Below are 25,660 nucleotides of genomic sequence, written 5' to 3'. Positions count from 1 at the left end.
ATTCGCAGCAATTGGGGTAAATTGGTACGTGCCCTAAGGCGTCATGCATAAATTCGTGCATGTCGCGGAGTCAATTTCAAATAAATTGACATAAGATAGCATTATTGCTTCTTGTGGAGGCGATGCGCGTGATTCGTAAACGGATGGCTGCAGGTGACGACAGGAAGATTTATCGTTTGGTCATCGAACAGTTGGTTCCTTTTTCCAGGCAATATCAGTCCGGCACTTCCATCACCTTCTCAGAAATACGCAAGCGGCTGAACCATAACAAGACATTCGTGGCAGCCCAAGGAAATAAAGAGCCCTACGGCTTCATCTCCATTCTCCGCAAATCGGATGTGCTGTTCGTCGATATGCTGGCCGTCGATCCCCGGGCGCAAGGACGAGGATGGGGGAAAGAGCTGATGAAGGCGGCTGAAGCGTATGGGCGAAGTGAGCGCTGCCGCACGGCGGAGCTTTTCGTCGATGACAGCAACCCGAAGGCGATAGGCTTCTACTTAAGCAAAGGGTACGACCTCCAGGAGTATCTGCCCGAGTTAAGCTGCTACCGGATGAGGAAGCAGATTCGGTAAAACAAGAGGCTGCTGATGTAAGAAACATCGGCAGCCTTTTCTTCATTCGCTGAACATGGCCGCAACCTGGTTGAGCGGAATATCGATCGGGCCTTCTTGCGCCGGAGCGGGGCCGCCGAAGAAAGGCAGTCCGCCGAAGAAGGATAGCCGCACGGGCTCAATGCCCATGACGGGAAAGGCCGGCTCTTCTTGGACGGCATTCTCTTGAGTGGATTTGGCTTTCGCGGTTTTCTTACCTTTCTTGGACATCGTTTTGGTGCTAAGCTTTGGGCGCGCCTCGTCATTAAGAACGAGTTTGTTTTTGTCCAATCGGCTTAATACGCCGTATACTTGCGAGCCATCGTTCAATAATAGAAGCACAGACTTTCCGCACAGGCTTTTGCAAGATTTCTCGCTGATGGGATGAATGGGCTGCATGAGGATCATGGCACCTCCGTGTTGTTGTGTACTATAGCCTATTCTGTCTGCTGCACTTCGGTATAGACGAATGTCTAGTAGCGTATAAGAAATTGTTATTAGTAAAAATACTCAGAAAAGTTGAATAGCTTGACAATTTTAGGTATGCTAAGCATATTAACTAATCCTATAGAGAAAGAATGATGAATAGATGAGTGGAGCTGTTTTTTATATTTTCGGGGCAACGGGGGATTTAGCGAAAAGAAAGCTGTTCCCGGCCTTTTACAGCCTGTACCGTGAAGGGAAATTAGGAGATAATTTCGCGGTGGTCGGGTTGGCTCGCAGACCGCGTACGAACGAACAGTTCCGCGATGACGTGAAGCATTCGATTCAAGAATTCGCACGTTACCAAAGTACGGACGACGCCGAATGGGCTCGCTTCTCGGAGCGGTTCGAATATATGTCGCTGGACATCAACAACGTCGCCGGATTCCATGAATTGAACGCCTTGTCCGCCCGCCTGGACGAGAAATACCAAACCGGCGGCAACCGGTTGTTCTATCTGGCTTTGGCGCCGGAGCTATTCGGCAATGTGTCTTACAACTTAAGCGAAGGCGGATTGCTCCAAACGAAGGGCTGGCACCGTCTCGTCATCGAGAAGCCGTTCGGCTACGATTTGCCGTCGGCAGAGCGCTTGAACAGCCAGCTTCGCCAAGTGTTCGAGGAGAAGGATATTTACCGCATCGACCACTACCTGGGCAAAGAAATGGTGCAAAACATCGAGTTCGTGCGCTTCGCGAACGCTTTCTTCGAGCCGCTATGGAACAACAAGTACATAGCTAACATTCAGATTACGCTTAGCGAAACCGTCGGCGTAGAGGAACGCGGCGGGTACTACGATCATTCCGGCGCGCTGCGCGACATGGGTCAGAACCACATGCTGCAGATGCTGATGATGATGGCCATGGAGCCGCCAAGCCGTCTGCATCCGGAAGATATCCGCGATGAGAAGGTGAAGGTGCTGCGTTCCCTGCGTCTGTTCGAGGACGGCGACGATGTGCGCCGCAACGTCGTGCGCGGCCAATATTCGGCAGGTTCGAACAAAGGCAAAGCGCTGGCCGCTTACCGCGAAGAGGATTCCGTGAATCCGCAATCGACGACGGAAACGTATTTCGCCGCACGCGTGCACGTCGATAACTTCCGCTGGGCGGGCGTCCCCTTCTACATTCGCACAGGCAAAAGACTGCCGGTCAAAACGACGGAAGTCGTAGTCGAGTTCAAAAACATTCCGAACAACGTCTATTTGGCCAAGAAGCACGTGATGGAGCCTAACCTGCTCGTCTTCCGCGTCAATCCGATGGAAGGCATTTACTTGAAGATGAACGCGAAGCAGCCGGGATCCGAAGGCGTCATCGTTCCGGTTGCGATGGATTTCTGCCAAAGCTGCCAAATCGGCATCAATACGCCGGAAGCTTACGAGCGTCTGCTGTATGATGCAGCGCGCGGGGATTCCACGTACTTCACCCGCTGGGATGAAGTGGCGCTGGCTTGGTCCTATGTGGACCGCATTGCAGCGGCATGGAATGAACGGACGGATGATCTGAAGTCGTATCCTGCCGGTTCCTGGGGGCCGGAAGAGGCGACGAAGCTGCTGACGGACGACGGCTTCAAATGGTGGCCAATCAACGGTCAGAACGAAGGGGAAGTCGATTGGGAAGCCGTTCAGAAAACGACGGTTTTAACTTAGGCATACACGTATAACATCCAATAGGCGTCTGACGCCTATTGGTTTTTTTGTGGTATAATAGAACTTACGGGGTAATTCCTTACTATTATACTTGGGGTGCGTACATGTCGCGTAGAGCTTTCATAAGATGGCTGCTTGCCATCGGGGCCGCTTTGGTTGGATTAAGCGCCTTATTCAGTCAGATCGTCAAGAAGAGGTTCATGGCGGACGAAGCGCCTGTCTTAGCATCTGCGAAGCCCGAGGCGCCGCAAGCGACCGCGCAGCCTTCGGAAGAACCTCAACCGGACGGGCCGCTGATGTCCTTCTTCATATTAAGCGATCTTCACATCACAGCTGGGGACCCGTTGACCGTTAAGAAATTGAGGCAGGCGCTTGATGATATTAAGCACTTCGACGGTCCTGTGGATGCGATCATGCTGACCGGCGATTTGACGGACACCGGCACGGAACGCGATTACAAGGAGCTGCGTACCATTGTAAGTGAGTATAAACTTCCGCCTGTTCACGCCAACATGGGGAATCACGATTATTATACGATCTGGATCAATAAAGCGAACAACTGGGATCAAGCGGCTGTGCCCAACGGCAAGAGCGATGAAGTCAGCCGGGAGCAGTTCAAGAAGTTTTTCGGCTACAAGACGCTTTACAACGATTTTACGACCAAAGGGCATTCCATCCTGCTGCTGTCGCAGGAAGCTTATGTGCAGGAGAAGCCGGAGGTCGGTGAAGGAGCCTGGTATTCCGACGAGCAGCTGGCTTGGTTCAAGGAACGGCTTAAAGCGCTGTATCAGCCGGGAAGGCCGCTGTTCGTCATGACGCATCAGCCGCTGCCGTCCAGTGGCACCGATGGAGGCTCGCACCAATTGATCCGCGCCATCCAATTCCGCGAAACGCTTAAACCTTATAGGAACGTTTTCGTGTTCTGCGGACACCGCCATCAGGATTTCCAGAATGGCACTCCGCACTACATGAAGGAGACGTTCCATTATTTCCACAATTCCTCGGTCGGCAGAACGCTTAATCGAGCTTACCAGCAGGAAGCCAAACATAAAGCGCAAGGTCTTTATGTGCAAGTATTCGCCGATAAGGTAACCGTGCGGGGCCGAGAGTTCAGCAACCGTACGTTCCTGACCGAAGCGGATTGGAGCATTGAGTTGCAGAAAGCCCATGCCTAATGCGAAAAGCAGTACCTATGTTCAAGAAGAAGGGAATTAAACAATCAGATGACAACGCAACTGACTAAACTTCTCGAAACGGAAGTCGCCAAACGGCGGACGTTCGCGATTATTTCTCACCCGGATGCCGGGAAAACGACACTTACCGAGAAACTGCTGCTATTCGGAGGCGCCATCCGCCTCGCCGGAACGGTCAAAGGGCGCAAAGCTTCCAAGCACGCCACGTCCGACTGGATGGAAATTGAGAAGCAGCGGGGAATCTCCGTTACTTCCTCCGTCATGCAGTTCGACTACGAAGGGCACCGCGTCAACATTCTGGACACTCCCGGCCACCAAGACTTCAGTGAGGATACTTACCGTACCTTGACTGCCGCAGACAGCGCCGTGATGTTGATCGACGTGGCCAAAGGGGTCGAGACCCAGACGAAGAAGCTGTTCCAAGTATGCCGGATGCGGGGTATCCCGATTTTCACGTTTATTAACAAGCTGGACCGCGAAGGGCGCGATCCTTTCGAGCTGTTGGAAGAGCTGGAAGAAGTGCTCGGCATTCGTTCGTATCCGATGAACTGGCCGATCGGTTCCGGCAAACAGTTCTGCGGCGTATACGACCGCGGCAAGTCTCAGCTGGAGCTGTACAATGGCGAGGATCACAAAGATATTGAAGTGCGCAAGGTGGAAGGGGCGGAAGATCCCCTCATCCGGCAAATTGCGGGAGAGTTCCTGCACCAGCAGCTCTGCAACGATATCGAATTGCTGGATGTAGCCGGCGATCCTTTCGATATGGAGAAGGTGCTGAAGGGCGAGCTGACGCCGGTTTTCTTCGGCAGTGCCGTGAATAATTTCGGTGTGCAGACGTTCCTGGAGAATTTCCTGCAGCTGGCGCCCAAGCCGGAGCCGCGCAACAGCACGGCCGGTGTGATCGAGCCGACGATGGAGAAATTCTCCGGTTACGTATTCAAAATTCAAGCGAACATGAACCCGGCTCACCGCGACCGAATTGCGTTCCTGCGGATCGTCTCGGGCAAGTTCGAGCGCGGCATGGCCGTGAAGCATGTGCGCGTAGGCAAAGAGATCAAGCTGGCGCAGCCGCAGCAGTTTCTTGCGCAGGACCGGGATATCGTAGAACAAGCGTTCCCAGGCGATATCATCGGTCTGTTCGACCCGGGCATCTTCCGAATCGGGGATTCGCTGAGCGAAGGGTCGGAGATTGTATTCGATGAACTGCCGACGTTCTCGCCGGAGCTGTTCAGCAAGGTGTCGATCAAGAATGCGCTCAAGCAGAAGCAATTCCTCAAAGGCATCGACCAGCTGACGGAAGAGGGAATGATTCAGGTGTTCACAACGATCGGCTTCGAGGACATGATCCTTGGCGTCGTCGGCCAGCTGCAGTTCGAGGTGCTGGAGCACCGGATGAGATCCGAGTATGGCGTGGACATTCTATTGCAGCGCCAGAACTACCAGTTCGCGCGCTGGATTATCGACGATAAAATCGATCCGGGCAAATTCCGCATCAATTCGCAACTGGTTAAGGATAAGAAGGGCAACTATGTCGGCTTGTTCGAGAGCGAATACGCATTAAGATCTTCCATGGAGAAGAATCCGAACGCGCAGTTTCTGACAAGCGCCCCTTAATAGAGAGACCGTACGCAGAGATTAATCTGACGTGCGGTCTTTTTGTTATTTTGGACGGCGAAGACGATGGTTCCTGGTTACCGCCGGACGTTGATCTTCATACAATAATCACGGGCTACAAGTACCCAATATGCGCTTTAAGGAAGTGAAACCGAGACGTGCATCTTCTCATTATTGCACCTGAGCAAATTCCAGTACCGCCGATCCGGGGCGGCTCCGTTGAAATATGCATCTATGCGATTGCCCGGCAGCTTGCGAAGAAGCATCAAGTGACCGTCATATCCAGACAGCATCGTTCTTATAGCCGTATGACGAAGCGGGGACAACTCCAAATAATCAGGGTGCGGGCGGACGGCAAAGCGGGGTATTTGCGAGAAGTGATCCGGGCCATGAAGGGGTTGACATTCGACTGGGTTCAAGTCGACAACCGGCCGAACTACGCGGCTGCCATCAAACGCCATTTTCCTCAGACGCCGGTTTCCCTGTTCCTGCACTCTTTGACGTTCGTGAAGCCTCCTTATACGACTGCCGCCAAATGCGCGGCCCAACTGCGATCCGTCGACTGGATTGTAGCCAACAGCGCTTCTCTGGAGCAGGAGTTGATCAAACGGTTTCCAAAGAGCCGCAATCAGATGCACAAGGTGTATCTCGGGACCGATATCAAGCGTTTCCGGCCAAGATCCCGAACCGAACAGCAACGGCTAAGAGCCAAGTACCGCATTACACGGGGGTTCCATGTGCTCTTCGCCGGGCGGCTCATTAGGCGCAAAGGTATCCGGCAGTTAATCGAGGCCGTTCATGCGGCCAGGAGGGAAGTGCCGGACATGAAGCTGCTTATCGCCGGGGGAGAGCAGAGCAAAGGTTATAAGGCGAGCTTGCGCAGCAGGGCTCGAAGGCTTGCCGTGCCGGTGAAATTCCTGGGAAATGTTCCCCACCGCAACATTCACGAGGTGTACGGTCTCGCCGACTGTTTCGTCTGTCCTTCGCAGCGGCATGAGGCTTTCGGGTTGGTGAATGTCGAGGCGATGGCATCCGGACTTCCCGTTATCGCTTCGGCCATCGGAGGCGTGAAAGAAATAGTCAAGGACGGGCATAACGGCGTCTTGATCCGGGCTTACCGCAGCCCTAAGGCGATCGCAAGGGGAATCGTGGCTGTCGCCAAGCGCAGGGAGTGGGCTAGCGGCTTAGCCAAGCAAGCCCGCAGCGATGCCGTAAGCCAATTCAGCTGGCAGGCTACCGCGCAATCGCTAGCCGACTTCTATAGATTGAAGCTGGAGGCCAAATATGAGTAGGATGCTAAAGAAACGGGCAATTAAATACCCGCGCTATGTCACAAGCAAGATCGGCAAAACGAAAGCGGTGGAAGCCATCGCCACCCTCAAACAATATGTGCCGACGACCAAATGGATGACGGCGGAGTCGCTGAAGCAAATGCTGGTACAGCATAAAATGGTCTATATCAAGCCCAACGTAGGTATGTTCGGCAACGGCGTCATCCGCGTGGAATACGCGGAAGGCAGCGGGGCGCTATTGCCGTACTCGTATCAATTGGGCGTTCATTTGAAACGGTTCAAAACGTTCGAGGATATGTATGCATCCATCATCAAGAAAACGGGCAAAGAACGCTACCTGGTGCAGAAGGGGATTCATCTGCTGAAATACAAAGGGAATCGGTTCGATCTGCGGATTATGGTGCAGCAAACGCCGGAGCGCAAATGGGAGACGACCGGGGTGATCGGCAGGGTGGCACACCCGACCAAAATTGTGACCAATTTCCATAATGGGGGAACGCTGAAACCGGTAGATACGCTGCTGGAGGGCTACTTGAAGGAAAGCGAGAAGGAGCAATTTCTTAAGAAGCTGCATGTACTCGGGACGGGAGTAGCAAGAGCGATTCATACCAAATACAACGGTGTAAAAGAGATCGGGGTTGATGTCGCGCTGGACAGCGAGCTGCATCCGTGGATTCTAGAGGTGAATACGAGTCCGGATCCGTTCATTTTCCGGAGGCTGCGGGATAAGCGTATTTTCGCCAAAATAAGAAGATACGCCAGAGCATACGGCCGGTTATGATATCATACCCGGCCTGTTGTCATAGCGGTCGAAGCTTTGTTCAATCTCATAAACGGAAACGGGCGGACTTAAGAGATAACCCTGAATCGTCGTGCAGGTGGTTGCCCGCAATATTTCCAGTTGGCTTACCTCTTCAACGCCTTCGGCGACGACCTGCATGTTAAGGGCATGCCCCAAATGGATGATGGCGCTCGTGATCGCCCAATCGTCTTGGTTGCTATGAATGTTTTGTACGAAAGAACGGTCGATCTTCAAGCAGTGGATCGGGAAATGCTTCAAATAGTTCAAGGAGGAATAGCCGATTCCGAAATCGTCGATGGAGATGGAGATTCCTTTGCTGCACAGCTTATCCAGCACGGCAACCGTCTTCTCCATGTTCTGCATCATGGAGCTCTCGGTAATTTCGAATTCCAAATAGGCGGGATTCATGCCTGTCATCTCAATGATGCGAATCGCTTTGTCGGCGAAGCCCTCATCTTGGAACTGGCAGGGCGAGATATTGACGGCGATCTGATAGTCCAGCATGCCGGCTTCGAGCCATCTGATCTTCTGCAGGCAGGCTTCACGCAGCACCCATTCGCCAAGTGGGATTATCAAGCCTGACTCTTCAGCCAGCGGAATGAACTCGCCGGGCGGAATCATGCCGTGCTTCGGATGATTCCAACGGACAAGGGCTTCCAAACAAATGATTTTGCCTGTGGATAGTTCCAACCGCGGTTGATAGTACAGCAGCAGTTGATTGTCCTGTATCGCTTTGCGCAGCTCCGCTTCCATCACCAGGGAGCCAGGAGAAGGCGGGCTCTGCAGAGAGCTGAAGCTCACAATCTTGTTTCTGCCGGTCAGCTTGGCATTCTGGAGCGCTTGATCGGCTTGGTTCAATGCTTGTTCGATCGTAGAAGGAGTCAGCTGGGTGGCGCTTAGGCCAATGCTGACGTTCAGATAACATTCACATTCTTGAATGAGGAAAGGTGTATGGAAAAGCTGCTGCACCTGCTGAGCGAAGAGGGCAAGCTGATCTGGGTGTGCAGCATGCAGGACAAGCAGAAACTCATCGTCACCGGAACGAACGGCGAGGCGGCAGCCGGGAACGGTCTGCAGGCGGTTAGCGACCTCCCTCAGCACGAGATCGCCGGCTGCATAACCGAAGGAAAGGTTGACTTGCCGGAAACGGTCAACATCCAGAACAAGGAGCGTTCGCAGCCCGGCAGCAGCGGGAGCGGATCTGCGGTCGCTTCGGACGGCTTGATGGATTAAAGATTGGAGCTTGGCTCGCTGATGAATGCGAGACACTTGTCTGATGCTTCTCCGAGCACCGAAATTTGTCGATGAGGCCAAGTGAAGAAGGCGCCGGGCTACTTTCATTGCTATCACTCATTCCGCATCAAAGTTGTCTACATACGATTAATTATAGAACGAAAAGCGAGCCCTAGACAATACGATAAATTAGGTCATTTTGCAGAAATTAGTCGTTTTTTTGCACGGTTATAGGCAGCGGATGACGAAAACGAGCGGCGGATACGGCGGAAAATATTTGCCGCCTTCTTCGTATTGACAAAAGCGGGTGATGAATGAGAAAATGTACGCGTGTACATATTGAATTTTCAAGAGGTTGGGAGGCTGCAAGACATGGTGACTAGAAAAGAGGTCGCTGAATTGGCAGGGGTATCCGAGGCGACCGTTTCCCGTGTTTTTAACGGGCTAGGCCCTATGAAGCCTGCAACCAAAGAGCGAGTGCTTGAAGCAGCCAGGCAGCTGGACTACCATCCGAACGCCATCGCCCAAAGCTTCGCGCGCAGACGCAGCGGGAATCTGGGTGTCGTGCTCCCGTATATGCCCAAAGTCCATCTGTTCTCCACGTATTATTTCGCGGAAATATTAAGCGGCATCGGGGAACAGGTAAGGGAGCAGGGGTATGATCTGCTGCTGTCGCTGCTGAAGCCCGACGAGAGCTTGGACTACACAAGGCTCTACCGGTCGCAGAAGGTGGATGCCTGTATCATTCTGGGCGCCAGAGATACGCCGCAGCAGAGGCAATCGCTTCAGCAGCTGCAAGAGCAGGGGCTGCCCTTCTGCTTGGTGAACCAGCATTTCGAGGGTTCGACTTTCTATGAGGTCGATGCCGATCATGCGGAGGGCAGCTATCAGGCGGTGCGCCATCTGCAGGAGGAAGGCTACCGCAAGATTGCCTTCCTGAACGGTTCGCCCGAATATTCGAACTCGGCCGACAGGCTGCAGGGCTATCTGAGAGCCATGGCGGATGCGGGCTTGGAGGTGACTCCCGGGCTGCTCCTGCAAGGCAATTACAGCCGCAAAAGCGGCTACGAAGCAGCCGATCAACTATGGGAGCAGCGCGAGCAGGTCGAAGCGGTATTCGCTGCCAACGACCGCATGGCCATCGGGCTCATGCAAGGGCTTCGCGAGAAAGGCTGGATCGCGGGACGCGATTTTGCCGTAATCGGCTGCGACGACTCCGACAGCGCCAAGCTGAGCGATCCGCCTCTCAGCAGCATCAGCGTGCCCTTCTATGAGATGGGCAAGGAAGCAGCGCGCGGTGTATTAGCCGGCTTCCTGCACGGGGAAAGCGCCAAGCCTGTCAGCGTGAAGCTGCCGACCTCATTAGTAGTCCGCCAATCGTCTAAGGGCAGTCCCCGGAAGTAACAGCCAAGACAGGAGACATGGATCAGGAGATTAGAAACCTACATACATGTTAGAGGAGGCAATTATTCATGAAATCATTGAAATCATTCAATATCGGTATGGTCGGCTATAAATTTATGGGTAAGGCGCACAGCCACGCTTATAAAGATTTACATATGTTCTTCCCGCAGACGGCGGTGCCGAACATGAAGCTCATCTGCGGGCGAGATGAGAACGGTGTCAAAGCCGCAGCCGAGCAATTCGGCTGGGACGGGTACGTCACCGATTGGCGCGAGCTGGTCTCGCATCCCGATATCGACATCGTCGATATCAATGCGCCCAGCGATGCGCACAAGGAAATCGCGCTTGCTGCGGCGAAGGCCGGCAAGCATCTGTTCTGCGAGAAGCCGCTGGCGCTAACCCTTGCGGATGCAAGGGAAATGCTGGAAGCGGCTGAAGCGGCCGGGGTGAAGCACATGGTGGGCTTCAACTACCGGTTCGCTCCTGCGGTGCAGCTCGCGAAGAAGCTGGTCGAGTCCGGCCGGCTCGGCCAGATCTATCACTTCCGCGCCTGGTTCCTGCAGGACTGGATCGTCGATCCGACGTTCCCGCTCGTATGGCGCTTGCAGAAGGAGATCGCCGGCTCGGGATCGCACGGCGATTTGGGCGCGCATCTGATCGATCTCGCGCATTTCCTGATCGGCGATATGACCGAAGTCATCGGGATGAGCGAGACGTTCGTGAAGGAGCGTCCGCTGCCGAGCTCGATGACCGGGCTGAGCGCCAAAGGCAGCAAGGATGCGCCGCACGGGCCGGTGACCGTCGACGATGCGACGTTGTTCATGGCGCGCTTCGCGAACGGTGCGCTGGGCAGCTTCGAGGCGACTCGGTTCGCCGCAGGTCACCGGTGCACGAATTCATTTGAAATTAATGGCAGCAAGGGCAGCGTGAAGTTCGATTTCGAGCGCTTGAACGAGCTGCAGGTGTATTTCACGAGCGATGATGAGGATGTTCAAGGCTTCCGCCGCGTACTGGCGACCGATGCGTCCCATGCTTATATGGATGCTTGGTGGCCTGCCGGCCATACGATCGGCTATGAGCACACGTTCGTTCATGAGGTCGTTGAGCTGATGAACGCGCTGGCGGAAGACCGTCAGCCGGTACCGAACTTCGTAGACGGCGTGAAGTGCCAAGAGGTGCTGGAAGCCGTAGATCAGTCTATTGAGCAGCGCCGTTGGGTGAAGATCAGCGAGGTTTAATCTGGGTATATCATAGGATGGAGAGGGGTTCGTTCGAATGAGCAAACAAGCATTGATTGTCTGGGGTGGCTGGGATGGCCATCAGCCGGAAGAAGTTGCCGGCATTTTCGCCGGGCTGCTGCGTGAAGAAGGCTATGGCGTCGAGGTATCCGATACACTGGACAGCTTCAAGGATGCGGAGCGTCTGGCGAGCGTCGATCTGATCGTTCCCGTGTGGACGATGGGGAAGATTGAAGGCGACCAATTGAAGCCGCTGCTTGCGGCGGTGAAAGAAGGCGGAACCGGGATTGCCGGCTGCCACGGCGGGATGGCGGATTCCTTCCGCAACGAAGTCGAGTACCAGTACATGGTCGGCGGCCAGTGGGTGGCGCATCCCGGCAATGACGGGGTAACGTATACGGTGCGGATCAAAGACGGACAGCACCCTCTCACTGCAGGCATTGAAGATTTCGTTGTCGTCTCGGAGAAATATTATATGCATGTGGATCCGGCGATTCAGGTGCATGCCGTGACGGATTTCGGCGATGTCGAGATGCCGGTGGTCTGGACGAAAACGTATGGCGCGGGCAAAGTGTACTATAACTCGCTGGGCCATCAAGCGAACATCGTGCGGATGCCGGAAACATTGGAACTTATGCGTCGCGGCCTGCTCTGGGCTACGCGATAACGAAGAGGGGGAAGCGGGACATGAGTAAAAAGAAAGTCGGTATCATCGGCTGTGGAAATATTAGTGCGGCCTATATGAAGAATATCCCTGGATTTGCGCACCTGGAGCTCGTTGCTTGTGCCGACATCGATCTGGATAGAGCGAAGGCGCGGGCGGAGGAGTTCCAAATTCCTCACGCCTACACGGTTCAAGAGCTTCTGAACGACCCAACCATCGATATTGTCATCAATTTGACGATCCCCGCCGCACACGCCGAGGTCTGCATTCAGGTGCTCGAAGCGGGCAAGCACGTCTATGTGGAGAAGCCGCTTGCGGTTACGCGTGAGGAGGGCACCCGAATCCTGGACATTGCCCGCAGCAAAGAGCTGCTCGTCGGCAGCGCACCCGATACGTTCCTCGGCGGTGGCATCCAGACCTGCGTGAAGCTGATCCAAGACGGCTGGATCGGTACGCCGATCGCAGCAACGGCCTTCATGATGGGCAAAGGGCACGAGCATTGGCATCCGGATCCGGAGTTCTACTATGCCAAAGGCGGCGGCCCGATGTTCGATATGGGCCCTTATTACTTAACGGCATTAGTCGCTCTGCTCGGGCCGATTCGCCGGGTTACAGGTTCAACGGGGGTCAGCTTCCCTGAACGGACGATCAAGAGCGAGAAGAAGCGCGGCCAGAAAATTACGGTCGAAACGCCGACGCATATCGCAGGCGTTCTGGATTTCCACAGCGGTGCGATTGCGACTTTGGTCACTTCCTTCGATATCATGGGCGGCACGCAGCTGCCGAACATTGAAATCTACGGCAGCCACGGCTCGCTGCGCGTTCCCGATCCGAACACCTTCGGCGGCCAAGTGATGATCCGCAAGAACGGATCCGATTGGGAGCCGATCCCGCTGTCCCACGGCTACAAGGATAACAGCCGCGGCTTGGGCGTTGCGGCCATGGCGCAAGCGCTGATCACCGGCGAGCGTGAAGCGCACCGCGCGAACGGCGACCTTGCCTACCACGTGCTAGAAGCGATGCACGGCTTCCATGATGCGTCCGATACCGGACAGCATTATGTGATGAAGAGCTCCTGCGAGAAGCCCCTGCCGCTTGCGCCGGATTCCGTGTTATAATAAATCATAATTTCATCCTCCTCTTGGCTTAAGAGGGGGATTTTTATTTATACGGGAGGGAATGTGAATGCAGAGAATAGCCGTTGTGACTGATTTTGACGGTACGCTGATGGAACAGGATGTCGGAGACGAAATTATGGATCGGCTCGCCATCACATCGCATCCTCAGGTGGTGGAAGCGTCGCGGCTTTTCCGCGAGAAGAAGGCTGGTTCCCTAGCCTGGATCGAGGCGGCTTATCCGCTTCTGGACGGCAGGCAGGAACAGGTGGACCGCATTCTGGAGAGCGTGCATTTGCGCGAGGGGGCGCGGGCTTTTGTAGATTTCTGCATAGCCAAGGGCTCGCCGGTTACCGTGCTCAGTGACGGGATGCAGTACTATATTGAGCAAATTTTGCGCCGCGAACAGCTCAGCGTCAGCACGGTCATCGCGAACCCGATTCGCTATGAATCGGACGGAAGCTTTCAGTTCGGGGTGCAGAATAAGAATGAAGCGTGCTCATGGTGCGGTTGCTGCAAAGCCAGTGTCGTGAAGCAATTGAAGGAAGATGGCTATCTGGTCATCTATATTGGAGACGGCAGCAGCGATTATTACGGTTCGGGCTTTGCCGATTGGATTTTTGCGCGGGGCAGTCTGGCCCGGTACTTGGCAGGGGAAAATACGGCGTATTATCCGTTCGAAACTTTTCACGATATTATGCAAATCATAGCACCGAATTGGGAATCCTATGTAGATGGAACAGCGGCCCGCCGTTTGCAGGGGAGGTTTCCTGCGGCTTGCGTCTTTCCTTGAATCCTGCTGATGTATGGCCAAGGGATGCAATCCTGGATGCAGTCCCTTAGCCGATTGGGTATGAAGGGTTCATTACGGGTCGTACGTTAAGGGTTAAGGGAGATGCTCTTTAAGCGTTTCGACGAGTTCATTCTGAATGCCGGCTTCGCTGTGCTGCCATATAATTTCGAAAAGCACGCCCAATCCGGGCAAAACGCGTTCCTCACCGCCGATGGAATCTTCAATAATTTCTTGAAGCTCGTCATTGGATTTATTCTGGACTCGCTGAACGATAGCCTGTCTTAACGTAATATTCATGCATGGACCTCGCTTCCGTATCGGTATCGATACTAATATGCGCAAGTTGCTCATCCTTCATCCTCTCTTGCGCGCAGGCCTTAATTTGCCACCGTGTAAGCTTATGTGGGGATAGTATGCTATAATTTATGCATAACATTGGGAATATGGAGGAAGCGTCAGCCGATGAGAAAACAATTTGCTATTATTGGAATGGGAAGATTCGGATCCAGCATTGCCAAAACCTTGTCGCAGCTTGGCTTTGAGGTCATGGCGATCGATTTCCGGGAAGAAACGGTGCAAGACATCTCCTCGATCGTTACGCACGCCGTGCAAGCGGACTCAACGGATGAGGAAGCGCTCCGTGCGCTGGGCATCCGCAATTTCGACGTTGTCGTTGTCGCCATCGGCGAGGACATCCAAGCCAGTATTTTGACAACATTAATTTTGAAAGAAATGGGCATACCTACGGTAGTTGTGAAAGCGGTCAACGATCTTCACGGCAAGGTGTTGAAGAAAATCGGCGCCGACAAGGTCGTGTATCCGGAACGGGATATGGGGCAGCGCGTCGCTCACCATCTGATCTCCTCCAATATCGTGGATTACATAGAGCTGTCCTCGGATTACAGTATCGTGGAGATTCAAGCCTCCCGCCAAATGATCGGGAAAAATTTAAAAGAACTCGATATTCGCGCCAAATACGGGTGCAACGTGATTGCAATTAAGCAAAACGATAAGCTGATCATTCCGCCAAGTGCGGATGAAACGCTCCGGGCCCAAGATATTCTGGTCATTGTGGGTAAAAATTCGAATCTTCAACATTTTGAAGTGACTTTTGCAGAGTAGGTTGTTGTGGAAATGAATCCAATAGAAATCATGTCGGTACAGAACGCCCGCGTCAAAGAATGGGCGCAGCTCCTGGAGCGCAAGGGCAGAGACAAGCAAGGGAAATATATTATTGAAGGCTACCATCTCGTTGAGGAGGCGCTGCATGCAGGGGCTTCCGTGGAAACGATTCTATACAGCGTGGACAAAGGGGCACCGGCCGGCCTAAGCGCCTTGGCGCCGGCTGCTGTGGAATGGGTCGGCGTCTCGCAGGCCGTCCTGGAGAAATGCTCGGACACGCAGACGCCGCAGGGCGTGCTGGGGATCGTCGCTCGGTCGCGGCTCGGCATGGATGAGCTGCTCGCGGGCGAGCACGATCTAGTTGTGGTCCTGGACGGCGTTCAGGACCCCGGCAATCTCGGCACCATCATCCGCAGCGCGGATGCGGTCGGTGCCCGTGCGGTTGTGCTCGGCCGGGGCACGGTCGATCTGTACAATCCCAAGACGATCCGGTCGACGATGGGATCGATGTATCATCTGCCGATCGTGGAGGCGGATCTGGCGGTGCTGCTGCCGCGCGCGCGTGAGCGCGGCGTGCGGCTCGTGACCACGAGCCTGCAGGCGCAGCGCTCGTGCTACGACACAGACCTGCGGCAGCCGGCTTGGCTGATTTTCGGCAACGAGGGCCGGGGCGTGTCGCCGGAGGTGGCTGCACAGTCGGATGTGCAGGTGATCATTCCGATGCAGGGCAAGGCCGAATCGCTGAATGTGGCGATGGCGGCGACGGTGCTGCTGTTTGAGGCTTCGCGGCAGCGGCTGGGCGCGGATGTGTAGGGGTCGATGCTTGCTAAATTGTTTAATAAACCCAAGGGCCACAACTCAAATGTTGTGGCCCTTAATGTATTGGATCCACGCCTTCGCGGATGTCGTGAAATGCACAGTTGAATGTCGTCAAAACGGTAGTGTGGATTTGCGAAGTTTGGTATGATTCAGAAACCGCAAAGAAACCGACAATAGGAAGATGGATAAGACTGTCGAGCCCCGCTCGGCAGTCTTTTAACGAAGATCAATGGGAGGGAGTCAGATTGAAGTTCCCGCATATTTCCTGGAATTCGATTCGTTTCAAGCTGGTCGTGGGGCTGCTGCTTGTGACCGTCCCGCTCATTACATTACTTCTGTACAATAACTTTTATAGTATTCGAGTCGTACACAACCAAGTGGCGTTATCCAATAAAAATTTAATTTCTTTATACATGGGGCAAATTGACACGCAGTTAAGAGATGCGGAGCGCAATCTGATTGGGTTAATGACTTCCGATTATGACATTCAATCCATGAACATCCCCAATTCCGAGGACGAATATCAGTTGGCCAAGCATCATGTATCCATTAAACTTTCAAGCGATATTCTTCTTTATAAATCGATTGACGCGTTCTTCGTCTACTCCGACTCTCGAAGCGATTTGCTGGACGTGTTCAAATTGAACATCGAATTTGCCGAACGGGATCAGGTAGAGCAAGAGCTGCATCGAATTCTGGGCAGTCATCCCAGCCTGAAGGAGAACGGAAGCCGGTGGTTCGTTAGGAAAATCGGACAAGACTTTTATGCATTGCGTGTTCTTCGATCAGGGGATCTCTATATCGGAGCTTGGGTGAATGCGAAAACTTTGCTGGTTCCGCTCAACTTGATCGATTTAGGCAAGGAAGGGAGCGCTCTGCTCGTCAGCAAAGCGGGGGAGCTCATGATCAGCACCAATACACTGCCGGACGGGCAGATCGATTTGACGAAAGGATTCGAGCATTTCTATATGTCCGGCAGCAAGAACAGTTTGCTAATCGTCGGAGAGCCTTCACAGGAAGGGAATTTTAGCCTGGCTGCAGTCATACCGGACCGGCAAATTTTGCAGAACCTGCCGAATTTATCGCGCCTAACGCTGTTTATTTCGATCATCTCCATTGCCTTATTACCACTAAGCCTGTTCCTTCTTCGTCATGTCTTACTTGTCCCTTTAAAGCGTTTGATTACAGTGATGAAGAGGATTAATGACGGCAATGTAAATGTGCGGATCGAATCCTACAAGGCTTCGGATGAAATTCAGCTGGTGAATCGGACGTTCAATCATATGATGGCGCAAATTGAGGAACTGAAGATCCATGTCTATGAAGAACGGCTGAGTAAACAGAAAGCGGAACTTCAACATTTGCAGCTTCAGATCAACCCGCATTTTTTCATGAATTCGCTAAACATTCTGTTTAACCTGGCTCAAGTGAGAAACTACGAGTTGATTCAGGAGATGACGTTATGCTTGGTTCGCTACTTCCGTTTTATGTTTCAAAGCAATTTAACGTTCGTCTCCTTGCGGGAGGAGCTTCAGCACGTGCGGAATTACGTTCGCATTCAGGAGCTCCGTTTTCCGGATAGCCTTACTTGTTCGATTGACGTACCGGATTTTCTGGAGAACATACCGATCCCTCCGCTGGTGATTCAGTCGTTTCTGGAAAACTCGATTAAGCACAGTGTAACCCTGGAAGAACCGATTCATATCTCCGTTTCGATCGATCTGAAGGAAACAGGCTTGGAGCCTTACATCGAGATTATCGTTCGCGATACGGGAAAAGGATTCTCTGAACATGTATTAGCCATGATTCGCTCAGGGAACACGGTGATAGATGAACAAGGAGAACATATCGGCATATGGAATGTCCGTAAGCGGCTGGAGCTTTTATACGGGGGAAAAGCTTCGATTTCGTGTTATAACGGTTTTCCTCAAGGTGCAGTCGTGGAAATTAAGCTGCCCTATGAAACGAAACTTTAGGAAAGGGGTTAGAGATCATGCTTCAGCTCCTCATTGTGGATGATGAAATTCATGCCGTAGAAGGAATCCGGTCTGGCGTCAATTGGGAAAAGCTTGGGATATCGTCCGTATTCTCAGCCTTTACGGTGAAACAAGCCAAGGAAGTATTCGAGAGCGAGCGGATTGATATTATGCTGTGCGATATCGAGATGCCGCAAGCGAACGGGCTCGAGCTGGCGGAGTGGGTTAGTGAGAAGTACCCGCTGACTTTGACCATTTTCCTAACCTGCCATGCGGATTTTAAATATGCCAAACTAGCTCTCCAGCTCGGGAGTATCGACTATATTCTTAAACCGATTCCATTTATTGAGCTGGAGAAGACGATCCAGAAAGCGATTGGCAAAATTCATAAGGATTCGGAATTGGCTCAGTTCAGTCAATATGGCCAATTCTGGTTCCAGCACCAGCCGATGCTGATCGAACGCTTCTGGATGGACCTTATCCATCAAGCGATTCCGCCTGCGGCGGAGGCGGTTCGGAATGCCGCCGCGGAACGGAACATTCCTTATGATGAAGCGATGACTTTTGTCCCCGTGCTCCTCAGTGTTCAAAGATGGCATAAGGGTCTGACTTTGCGTGAAGAGAAAATCATGGAGTATGCCCTTAAGAATGCCGCAGAAGAGTTGATTGTCGGGAACAAACAGAACGGACAAGTGATAGCGCTCGACGGCGGCAGGCTGCTTGCTATTCTACCGGCTGAAGGCAATGCCGATCCAGAATTGCTTCTGAAGCATAAGTGTGAAAGCTATATAACGGCATGCGGGCAGTACTTTTATTGCGATCTCTCCTGTTATATCGGCTCACCCGTGCACGGACATGACATATACAGCATGGTCAATCGCCTTCGTGATGTTGAGAAAAACAATGTTGCATACAACAATAAGGTTTTCCTGGTCTCCAGTTATCCCTTACAATCCTCCCTTCATGCGCTGCCGGATATGGGATTATGGGCCGTTATGATGAAGGAAGGAGAGTTCGATAAAGTTCTTCAAGATGCCATCGCATACGTGGAACGAATGGTGCAACAAGATCGGTTGGATGCCAAGCTGCTTCAACAATTTTATCAAGATTTTCAGCAAATGATGTATGTTGCTCTGCAAACGAAAGGCATTCAGGCTCATCAATTGTTTGGTGATAACGTTTCATTGAATTTCTCCGAAAATGCGACCCGTTCCGTAACGAATTTAGTCTCATGGATGAATCATGCCGTTGGCAGGGCCATGGAATACGCTGACACCGTCGGGCAATCCGAAAGTGTGGTTAACCGGGTCATCAGTTACATTAAACGTCATATCGCAGAGGATTTGTCGCGTGAAGATATTGCCAATCACGTGTTTCTCAATCCTGATTATTTGACCCGCATATTTAAGAAGGAGACCGGGATGGCTATCTCCGACTATCTCTTTCAAGAGAGGCTTAAGCTTGCTCAAGAGCTGCTTGTGAAGACCGATATGCCCATAAGCGCAGTCGCTTCCCATATCGGGTATGCTAATTTCTCACATTTCTCCCGCATGTTTAAGAAACACACCGATATGAATCCTAACGAGTACCGTCAACTGCATCAACAATCAGAGCTAACAGGTGGTCGGCAAATGCATAATGAAAAGTCGTGAACGGGGCAGAGCCGGGTTCGGGGTAAAGATACAATATAAATATCTTCACTGCTGGATCCGCATGATCGGAACCGGTTTCAACAGATGAAAACATTTGCAAATGGGGGAGTACAATGAAGAAGAGATTAACAGCAACAAGCACGCTCGTAATAGGGGCCATGCTCTTCTTATCCGCTTGCGGCGGTAATAACACCGGCACGGCTTCGCATGAAGGGGATACCGCTGCGAAGGCGCCGGAAAAAACGGTTGAACTGAACGTTGCCTATCCGATTTTCGGTTCGGTGCCGAAGGACTTGCCGGTTGTGCAGGTTGCCATTAATAAAATTGCTCAGCAGAAGATCAATGCTACGGTGAAATTGACACCGATCAGCTTCGGGAACTGGGAGCAGCAGGTTAACTTGATGCTTAGCAGTAACGAAAAGCTGGATCTCATGGTTGTGACAAGCAACCTGTATAGCGGCTTAGCGGCGAAGGGACAGATTGTCGCGTTGGATAAGCTGCTGGAATCCCACGGTCAAGGCATTCAAAAGTCCATGGATTCGGCCTATTTGAATGCAGCCCGAATCGGGGGTTCCACCTACGCGGTTCCTACAATTCGGGATTTTGCCGCTAGCCAAGGCTTGACGATGCGGAAGGACCTGGTTGACAAGTACCAAATTGATGTCAGCAAAATACGCTCATTGGATGACGTAGAAGCCATATTGAAATCGATGAAAGAGAAGGAACCGAATCTAACCCCGCTCGTCCCGGGAAATATCGGCCGAACGATGCTTGATTCGTATCGTTGGTTCGATACCCTTGGCGACTCGATTGGCGTTCTGCCGAATTACGACAATAACCTGAAAGTCGTGAATCTATACGAAAGCCAAGAATACGCAGATTTTCTCAAAAAAATGCGCAGCTGGTACTCATCCGGGCTGATTCTGAAAGACGCTGCGACGAATAAAACGTCCCAATTCGATTTGTTGAAGTCGAACCGCGGCTTCGCCTACTTCTCGAATATGAAGCCGGGCTTCGAGCAGCAGGAATCGAAGAGCAGCGGTGTACAGGTCGTGACAGCAAATTTAGTTCAACCGGTTTCTACAACAACGAACGTCACCAATATCATGTGGAGCGTTCCAATTAACTCCAAGACACCGGAGAAAGCTATGGACTTCCTTAATTTGATGTATACCGATAAAGAGATCGTCAATCTGTTCGATTGGGGCGTGGAGGGCAAGCATTACGTTGTTAAATCGGATCATGTGATCGATTATCCGCAAGGCGTAGATGCGAAAACCTCGGGCTACAGCTTGAATATGGGCTACCTGTTCGGTAATCAGTTCCTCTCTAACGTGTTTAACGGCGAGGACCCGAAGATCTGGGAGAAGATGGACCAGTTCAACAAATCGGCGATTAAATCAAAAGCTCTTGGCTTTACATTCGATGCAACAGCCGTGAAGGCCGAGTATGCGGCAGTGTCCAATGTGATTACGCAGTATAAGCTTCCGCTTGAAACAGGCAGCGTTGACCCGGAGAAGACGCTTCCGGAGTTCATCTCCAAGCTGAAATCCGCCGGAATCGATAAAATTATTGCGGAGAAGCAAAAACAGCTGGATGCCTGGGCCAAAAGCAGTAAATAAGGAACTGGCTGCACCGATGCCCGCCAACCCGCAGGTTGAGCGGGCATTGCTACGCGCAAACCTACTCTAAAGAAAAGAGGATATACCGATGCTGCATACGATTCCGTTAAATGATGGCTGGATGTTCACCAAAGCAAACGATCCGTCTTACGCGAGCGAGTACATGAAGGAATGGCAAGGGGTTACGCTGCCGCATACTTGGAACGATAGGGATGGTCAAGGCGGGAACGAGCCGTATGACCGAGGGGCTTACTGGTACCAAAGAAAGCTGGAGATTGCCGCGGAGGATATTGGCAAACGTCACTATTTGGAAATTGGGGCTGCCGGCAATATCGGCCATGTGTATGTCAACGGTCATCTCGCGGCGGAGAGCCGCTGCGGCTATGCGATGTTCCGCGTACCCTTGGATCCTTATTCGAGAGTGGGGGACAACCTGATTTCGATTCAGGTAGACAACAGTTACGACAATGAAGTGTACCCGCTCTTAGCGGATTTTACGTTCTTCGGCGGCCTTTATCGAGAAGTGAAGCTGCTGGTTATGGACGATATTCACTTTGACGTGATGGACAAAGGACGCGACGGCGTCTATCTGACTCAGAGCCCTCAGGGTGACGGGAGCTTTCAATTGGACGTCCAGGGTCGTGTTGTGAATGAATCCTCCAGTACTGCACAGGGCTATGTGGAGGTCCGGCTTACGGACCAAGAGGGAAGCGCAATATGGGAGGACAACATGGAGCTAGCTCTGACGGGCGAAGCCGGGTTTGCGTTCAAAGGGCGGATCAGCAGTCCGGTACTCTGGGACGGCGTTGAGCAGCCTTATTTATACACAGCCATGATTACCGTGAGTGTGCAAGGACAAATCCTGGATTCGCGTCAAATTCCGATCGGATTTCGAACGGTTGAGCTTTCTTCCGATCGAGGTGTGATTTTGAACGGTAAGCCCATTCCCATCAACGGTGTGTGCCGGCATCAGGATTTCGGAGGCGTAGGCAATGCCATTACGAAGGAACATATGGACCTGGACATGGACATCATCAGGGAGGTAGGCGCCAACAGCATCCGGCTCGCGCACTATCAGCATGACGATTATTTCTACAGCCTCTGCGACCGGTACGGGCTCTTGGTATGGGCCGAAATCCCGTACATTAGCATACCGTCCACGAAGGATCCGGAAAGCCGCAACGCCTTCGAGCAACTCGAGCGCCTGATCAAACAAGCGTATAATCACAGCTCCATCTATTGCTGGGGCGTTCAAAACGAAATCACAATCGCCGTGGAGACGGAGAATACGTACCGAACGATCCAAAGGCTGGTCGATGCTGCAAGGCAGTTGGATCGCAGCCGATTCGTTGCTCAGGCGAATATTAACGGAGTGGCGGATGACAGTGTCATTAACGGCTTTACCGATCTAGTCGGCTATAATCTGTACTATGGCTGGTATTATGGCGAGATCAAAGATCTTGGAACGAGACTCGACGAGTTTCACCAGGCAAGACCGGATGTTCCTGTGCTGGTATCGGAATACGGAGTCGACACGAACCCGAACTATCACTCATACACCCCGAAAGTCCAGGATTACACAGAAGAATATCAGTTGATGTTTCATCATAACGCGCTGGAAACGTTCCGGGAACGGCCTTTTGTGCTCGGCGGCTATGTGTGGAACATGTTTGATTTCGGAAGCGCGAACCGCAATGAAGGCGGGGAGAAAGGGAAGAATCTGAAAGGGCTTGTGACCATCGATCGAACCTTGCGAAAGGATTCCTTCTATCTGTGCAAGGCTTATTGGTCCAAGGAGCCTTTCGTACACCTGGCAGGACGCCGCTTCGTCCACAGACACCAGGAACGGAACGACATTGTTATTTTATCAAATATGGACCATATTCGTGTTTATCACAATGATGTGCTGCTTGCGGACATGAGCGGCAGTCAACGCGTGTTCCAAGTGAAAGACGTTGCGTTGGTACAAGGAATTAATCGTATTCGTGTCGAGGCTATGCAAGAAGATGGCATGGTTCATACGGATGAAATGCTTTTAACCTTTGTTGCGGAAGCGGATCAGAGCTATATCCATGTGAAAGAAGAGAAAACAAAGCATGTCGTCAATTGGTTTGAGAACTTCGACCTGTCCGGGGGCGGGCAGATCGAACTGAAGGATGGATACTACTCCATCTATGATACCATCGAAGACCTCTACAGCCATGCGGATGCGAAAGCGGTATTTCTCAAATATTTTGGGCATACGACAAACAATCCGTTCTTTGAAGTGACCAAAGGGGTCATGTCCATTGAGAAAATGTCCCAGCTCGCTTTTTACGAAATCCCTGCGGAATTATTGCCGGTTATACAAAAGGAATTGAACATCATCCCGAAATAACGATGATATGGCCTCGCCCGGTCCACTTGACCGGCGGGGCTTTTTGACTGTCAATCATCCGATAGTCGGCAAAGTGCAATTCGGAAGTCGTGGGAACGGTAGTGAGGGGATCGGGCGATCGATTACTATGAGATTACGAAAAGAAACCTACATCTAGCCGAAACTGAAAGGGGAATTCAGGAATGAAAAAGAGCACGCAGAGCCTGGCGGCGAAGAGAATATGGAAATACAGCCCGCTCTATCTCATGATGCTGCCCGGCATTGCTTATTTGTTAATCAATAACTATTTGCCAATGTTCGGACTCGTCATTGCCTTCAAAGACATTAACTTCGCGAAGGGCATATGGGGGAGTGACTGGGTCGGATTTCAGAACTTTAAGTTCCTGTTCCAAACGTCGGATGCGTATGTGATTACGCGAAATACGATTTTATACAATGCGGCCTTTATCGTAATCGGTCTTGTCGTTGCCGTAGCTTTCGCGATTCTGCTGAACGAAATTAAAAGCAAGTTCGCATCGCGAATGTATCAAAGCCTTATTATTTTACCGTTTTTGATTTCCATGGTTTTGGTTAGTTATTTGGTATTTTCCATGCTTAGCATAGAGAGCGGATTTATGAACAAGACGGTCTTGCCGCTGTTTGGCATTGACCCGGTATCCTGGTACAACGAACCGAAATATTGGCCGGTCATTCTGACACTTGTCCATACCTGGAAAGGAGCCGGTTACGCCTGTATTATCTATCTCGCGGCAATCATCGGCATTGACCCGGAATATTACGAAGCCGCAACCCTGGACGGGGCATCCAAATGGCATCAGATACGTCTGATCACCATTCCGCTGATCACTCCCGTCATCATCATGCTGACGCTCCTGCAGATCGGCCGTATTTTCTACTCCGATTTCGGTCTCTTCTATCAAGTGCCGATGAACGCAGGCGCCTTATTCGATACGACGAACGTGATTGACACGTACGTATTCCGGGGCCTGCTGCAGCTGGGCAATATCGGGATGTCATCGGCGGCAGGCTTCTACCAGTCACTCGTCGGATTCGTGTTGGTGATTGTGTCCAACTATGTTGTACGAAAAATTAATAAAGAAAACGCTTTGTTCTAAGGGGGATCACCATGAATCAAGAAAATAAAGCTTGGCAGTGGGCAGCCCACACAGTGATGATCTTATTTTCGCTAACGTGCTTGCTTCCGTTTGTACTGCTCGTCATGTCCTCGATCACGGACGAGACAACGATCCTGCAAACCGGCTATTCCTTTTTTCCCAAACAGTTCAGTTTATCTGCCTATGCATACTTGTGGGAGCAATCGTCGCTTATTTTTAACGCATATGGCATTACCATTCTCATCACGGTTGTCGGAACCGTTGCCAGCTTAGCCATCACGTCGATGCTTGCTTATCCGTTGTCGCGCCGGGATTTGCCGGGGGGGACGTTCTTCGCTTTCGTCTTGTTCTTCACCTTGTTATTTAATGGGGGTCTTGTTCCGACCTACTTGGTCTATACCCAGCTGCTGGATATGAAAAATACGCTCTGGGCGCTCATCGTTCCCGGACTGCTCATGAACGGCTTCAATGTCCTGTTGATGCGGACCTTCTTCATGACCACGATCCCCGTGCCGGTTCTCGAATCGGCTAGTATCGACGGGGCAACGGAATTCAAGATGTATTATAAAATCGTACTGCCCTTGTCGCTGCCGATTCTGGCTACGGTCGGTTTATTTCAAGGGCTGGCATATTGGAACGATTGGAATAACGGATTGATCTATGTAACGGATCCGAAGCTGTTCAGCCTGCAAAATGTGCTCAATCGCATTATGAGCGATATTCAGTTCCTAGCCAGCAATGGCGATCTAAGTGCGAGCGCAGGGGAAAAGGTCGCCCAATTGCCAAGTGAAACGTTCCGTATGGCGATCGCGGTCATTGCCGTAATCCCGATCCTCATGGCTTACCCGTTTTTCCAAAAGTATTTCGTGAAGGGCATGACGATCGGAGCTGTGAAAGGCTAACAAGATGAAGTG

General features: G+C 52.0%; 22 protein-coding genes. 19 read left to right on the top strand and 3 right to left on the bottom strand.

Annotated elements, in window-relative coordinates; genetic code table 11:
• The first annotated feature begins 128 nt into the window (after positions 1-128).
• The gene (locus J2X61_RS17135; RefSeq protein ID WP_274472311.1) at positions 129-572 is read left to right on the top strand and encodes a GNAT family N-acetyltransferase; all 444 of its coding nucleotides are present in this window, start codon (positions 129-131) and stop codon (positions 570-572) included.
• 42 nt (positions 573-614) lie between these two features.
• Here J2X61_RS17135 and J2X61_RS17130 read toward each other — a convergent pair whose 3' ends face one another.
• Positions 615-989, bottom strand: coding sequence for a hypothetical protein (locus J2X61_RS17130; protein WP_310189379.1), 375 nt, complete (start codon positions 987-989; stop codon positions 615-617).
• Between the two features lie 190 nt (positions 990-1,179).
• On the opposite strand from J2X61_RS17130, the gene zwf reads away from it, so the two are divergent.
• The 5 genes from zwf to J2X61_RS17105 all read left to right on the top strand — a co-directional run bounded on the left by zwf (position 1,180) and on the right by J2X61_RS17105 (position 7,595).
• Entirely contained in the window at positions 1,180-2,715 is a 1,536-nt protein-coding gene (gene zwf / locus J2X61_RS17125) for a glucose-6-phosphate dehydrogenase (protein ID WP_274472313.1), read from the top strand.
• A gap of 104 nt (positions 2,716-2,819) precedes the next feature.
• Positions 2,820-3,890, top strand: a complete 1,071-nt coding sequence (locus J2X61_RS17120) for a metallophosphoesterase family protein (protein WP_310189377.1) — start codon at positions 2,820-2,822, stop codon at positions 3,888-3,890.
• Positions 3,891-3,938: 48 nt separating this feature from the next.
• Positions 3,939-5,522, top strand: a complete 1,584-nt coding sequence (locus J2X61_RS17115; RefSeq protein ID WP_274472315.1) for a peptide chain release factor 3 — start codon at positions 3,939-3,941, stop codon at positions 5,520-5,522.
• Between the two features lie 158 nt (positions 5,523-5,680).
• Entirely contained in the window at positions 5,681-6,814 is a 1,134-nt protein-coding gene (locus J2X61_RS17110; protein ID WP_310189374.1) for a glycosyltransferase family 4 protein, read from the top strand.
• On the top strand, positions 6,807-7,595 hold the full coding sequence (locus J2X61_RS17105) for a YheC/YheD family protein (protein ID WP_274472317.1): 789 nt from the start codon (positions 6,807-6,809) through the stop codon (positions 7,593-7,595). The genes J2X61_RS17110 and J2X61_RS17105 overlap by 8 nt, the downstream gene beginning before the upstream one ends.
• Here the strand turns inward: J2X61_RS17105 and J2X61_RS17100 are convergent.
• A complete protein-coding gene (locus tag J2X61_RS17100) occupies positions 7,590-8,957 on the bottom strand; it encodes a putative bifunctional diguanylate cyclase/phosphodiesterase (protein WP_310189371.1) in 1,368 nt (455 codons plus the stop codon). The two genes, J2X61_RS17105 and J2X61_RS17100, sit on opposite strands and share 6 nt — an antisense overlap.
• Before the next feature lie 264 nt (positions 8,958-9,221).
• Here J2X61_RS17100 and J2X61_RS17095 point away from each other — a divergent pair, with 264 nt between their 5' ends.
• The 5 genes from J2X61_RS17095 (at position 9,222) to J2X61_RS17075 (ending at position 14,063) form a co-directional block, all read left to right on the top strand.
• On the top strand, positions 9,222-10,253 hold the full coding sequence (locus J2X61_RS17095) for a LacI family DNA-binding transcriptional regulator (protein WP_274472320.1): 1,032 nt from the start codon (positions 9,222-9,224) through the stop codon (positions 10,251-10,253).
• A 68-nt stretch (positions 10,254-10,321) separates the two neighbouring features.
• Positions 10,322-11,491, top strand: coding sequence for a Gfo/Idh/MocA family protein (locus J2X61_RS17090; RefSeq protein WP_379240907.1), 1,170 nt, complete (start codon positions 10,322-10,324; stop codon positions 11,489-11,491).
• A 37-nt stretch (positions 11,492-11,528) separates the two neighbouring features.
• A complete protein-coding gene (locus J2X61_RS17085; protein ID WP_274472321.1) occupies positions 11,529-12,158 on the top strand; it encodes a ThuA domain-containing protein in 630 nt (209 codons plus the stop codon).
• Positions 12,159-12,178: 20 nt separating this feature from the next.
• Positions 12,179-13,273: a Gfo/Idh/MocA family protein gene (locus J2X61_RS17080; RefSeq protein ID WP_310189369.1), complete on the top strand. Its 1,095-nt coding sequence runs from the start codon at positions 12,179-12,181 to the stop codon at positions 13,271-13,273.
• 67 nt (positions 13,274-13,340) lie between these two features.
• Entirely contained in the window at positions 13,341-14,063 is a 723-nt protein-coding gene (locus J2X61_RS17075) for an MtnX-like HAD-IB family phosphatase (RefSeq protein WP_310189366.1), read from the top strand.
• Between the two features lie 93 nt (positions 14,064-14,156).
• Here J2X61_RS17075 and sspI read toward each other — a convergent pair whose 3' ends face one another.
• The gene (gene sspI, locus J2X61_RS17070) at positions 14,157-14,360 is read right to left on the bottom strand and encodes a small acid-soluble spore protein SspI (RefSeq protein WP_274472324.1); all 204 of its coding nucleotides are present in this window, start codon (positions 14,358-14,360) and stop codon (positions 14,157-14,159) included.
• Positions 14,361-14,525: 165 nt separating this feature from the next.
• Between sspI and J2X61_RS17065 the strand changes: the two genes are divergently transcribed.
• The 8 genes from J2X61_RS17065 (at position 14,526) to J2X61_RS17030 (ending at position 25,648) form a co-directional block, all read left to right on the top strand.
• Positions 14,526-15,185 (top strand): potassium channel family protein, encoded by a 660-nt coding sequence (locus J2X61_RS17065; RefSeq protein ID WP_274472325.1) that lies wholly within the window; start codon positions 14,526-14,528, stop codon positions 15,183-15,185.
• A gap of 21 nt (positions 15,186-15,206) precedes the next feature.
• Positions 15,207-15,998 (top strand): TrmH family RNA methyltransferase, encoded by a 792-nt coding sequence (locus J2X61_RS17060; RefSeq protein WP_310189424.1) that lies wholly within the window; start codon positions 15,207-15,209, stop codon positions 15,996-15,998.
• Between the two features lie 251 nt (positions 15,999-16,249).
• Entirely contained in the window at positions 16,250-17,980 is a 1,731-nt protein-coding gene (locus J2X61_RS17055; protein WP_310189363.1) for a sensor histidine kinase, read from the top strand.
• A gap of 17 nt (positions 17,981-17,997) precedes the next feature.
• Positions 17,998-19,632 carry a response regulator transcription factor gene (locus J2X61_RS17050; protein WP_310189360.1) on the top strand — a complete coding sequence of 545 codons (1,635 nt, stop codon included), beginning with the start codon at positions 17,998-18,000 and terminating at the stop codon, positions 19,630-19,632.
• A 113-nt stretch (positions 19,633-19,745) separates the two neighbouring features.
• Positions 19,746-21,254 (top strand): ABC transporter substrate-binding protein, encoded by a 1,509-nt coding sequence (locus tag J2X61_RS17045; RefSeq protein WP_310189357.1) that lies wholly within the window; start codon positions 19,746-19,748, stop codon positions 21,252-21,254.
• An 88-nt stretch (positions 21,255-21,342) separates the two neighbouring features.
• Positions 21,343-23,631 (top strand): glycoside hydrolase family 2 protein, encoded by a 2,289-nt coding sequence (locus tag J2X61_RS17040; RefSeq protein WP_310189354.1) that lies wholly within the window; start codon positions 21,343-21,345, stop codon positions 23,629-23,631.
• Between the two features lie 182 nt (positions 23,632-23,813).
• Positions 23,814-24,746, top strand: coding sequence for an ABC transporter permease (locus tag J2X61_RS17035; protein ID WP_274472330.1), 933 nt, complete (start codon positions 23,814-23,816; stop codon positions 24,744-24,746).
• Between the two features lie 11 nt (positions 24,747-24,757).
• Positions 24,758-25,648: a carbohydrate ABC transporter permease gene (locus J2X61_RS17030; RefSeq protein WP_310189351.1), complete on the top strand. Its 891-nt coding sequence runs from the start codon at positions 24,758-24,760 to the stop codon at positions 25,646-25,648.
• The last annotated feature ends 12 nt before the right edge of the window (positions 25,649-25,660 follow it).

It is taken from the genome of Bacillus sp. 3255, from assembly GCF_031456485.1.
Taxonomy (GTDB): Bacteria; Bacillota; Bacilli; order Paenibacillales; family NBRC-103111; genus Paenibacillus_E.
Note: the sequence above shows the minus strand (reverse complement) of the source record. Positions and strands in the feature narration are given on the sequence as shown.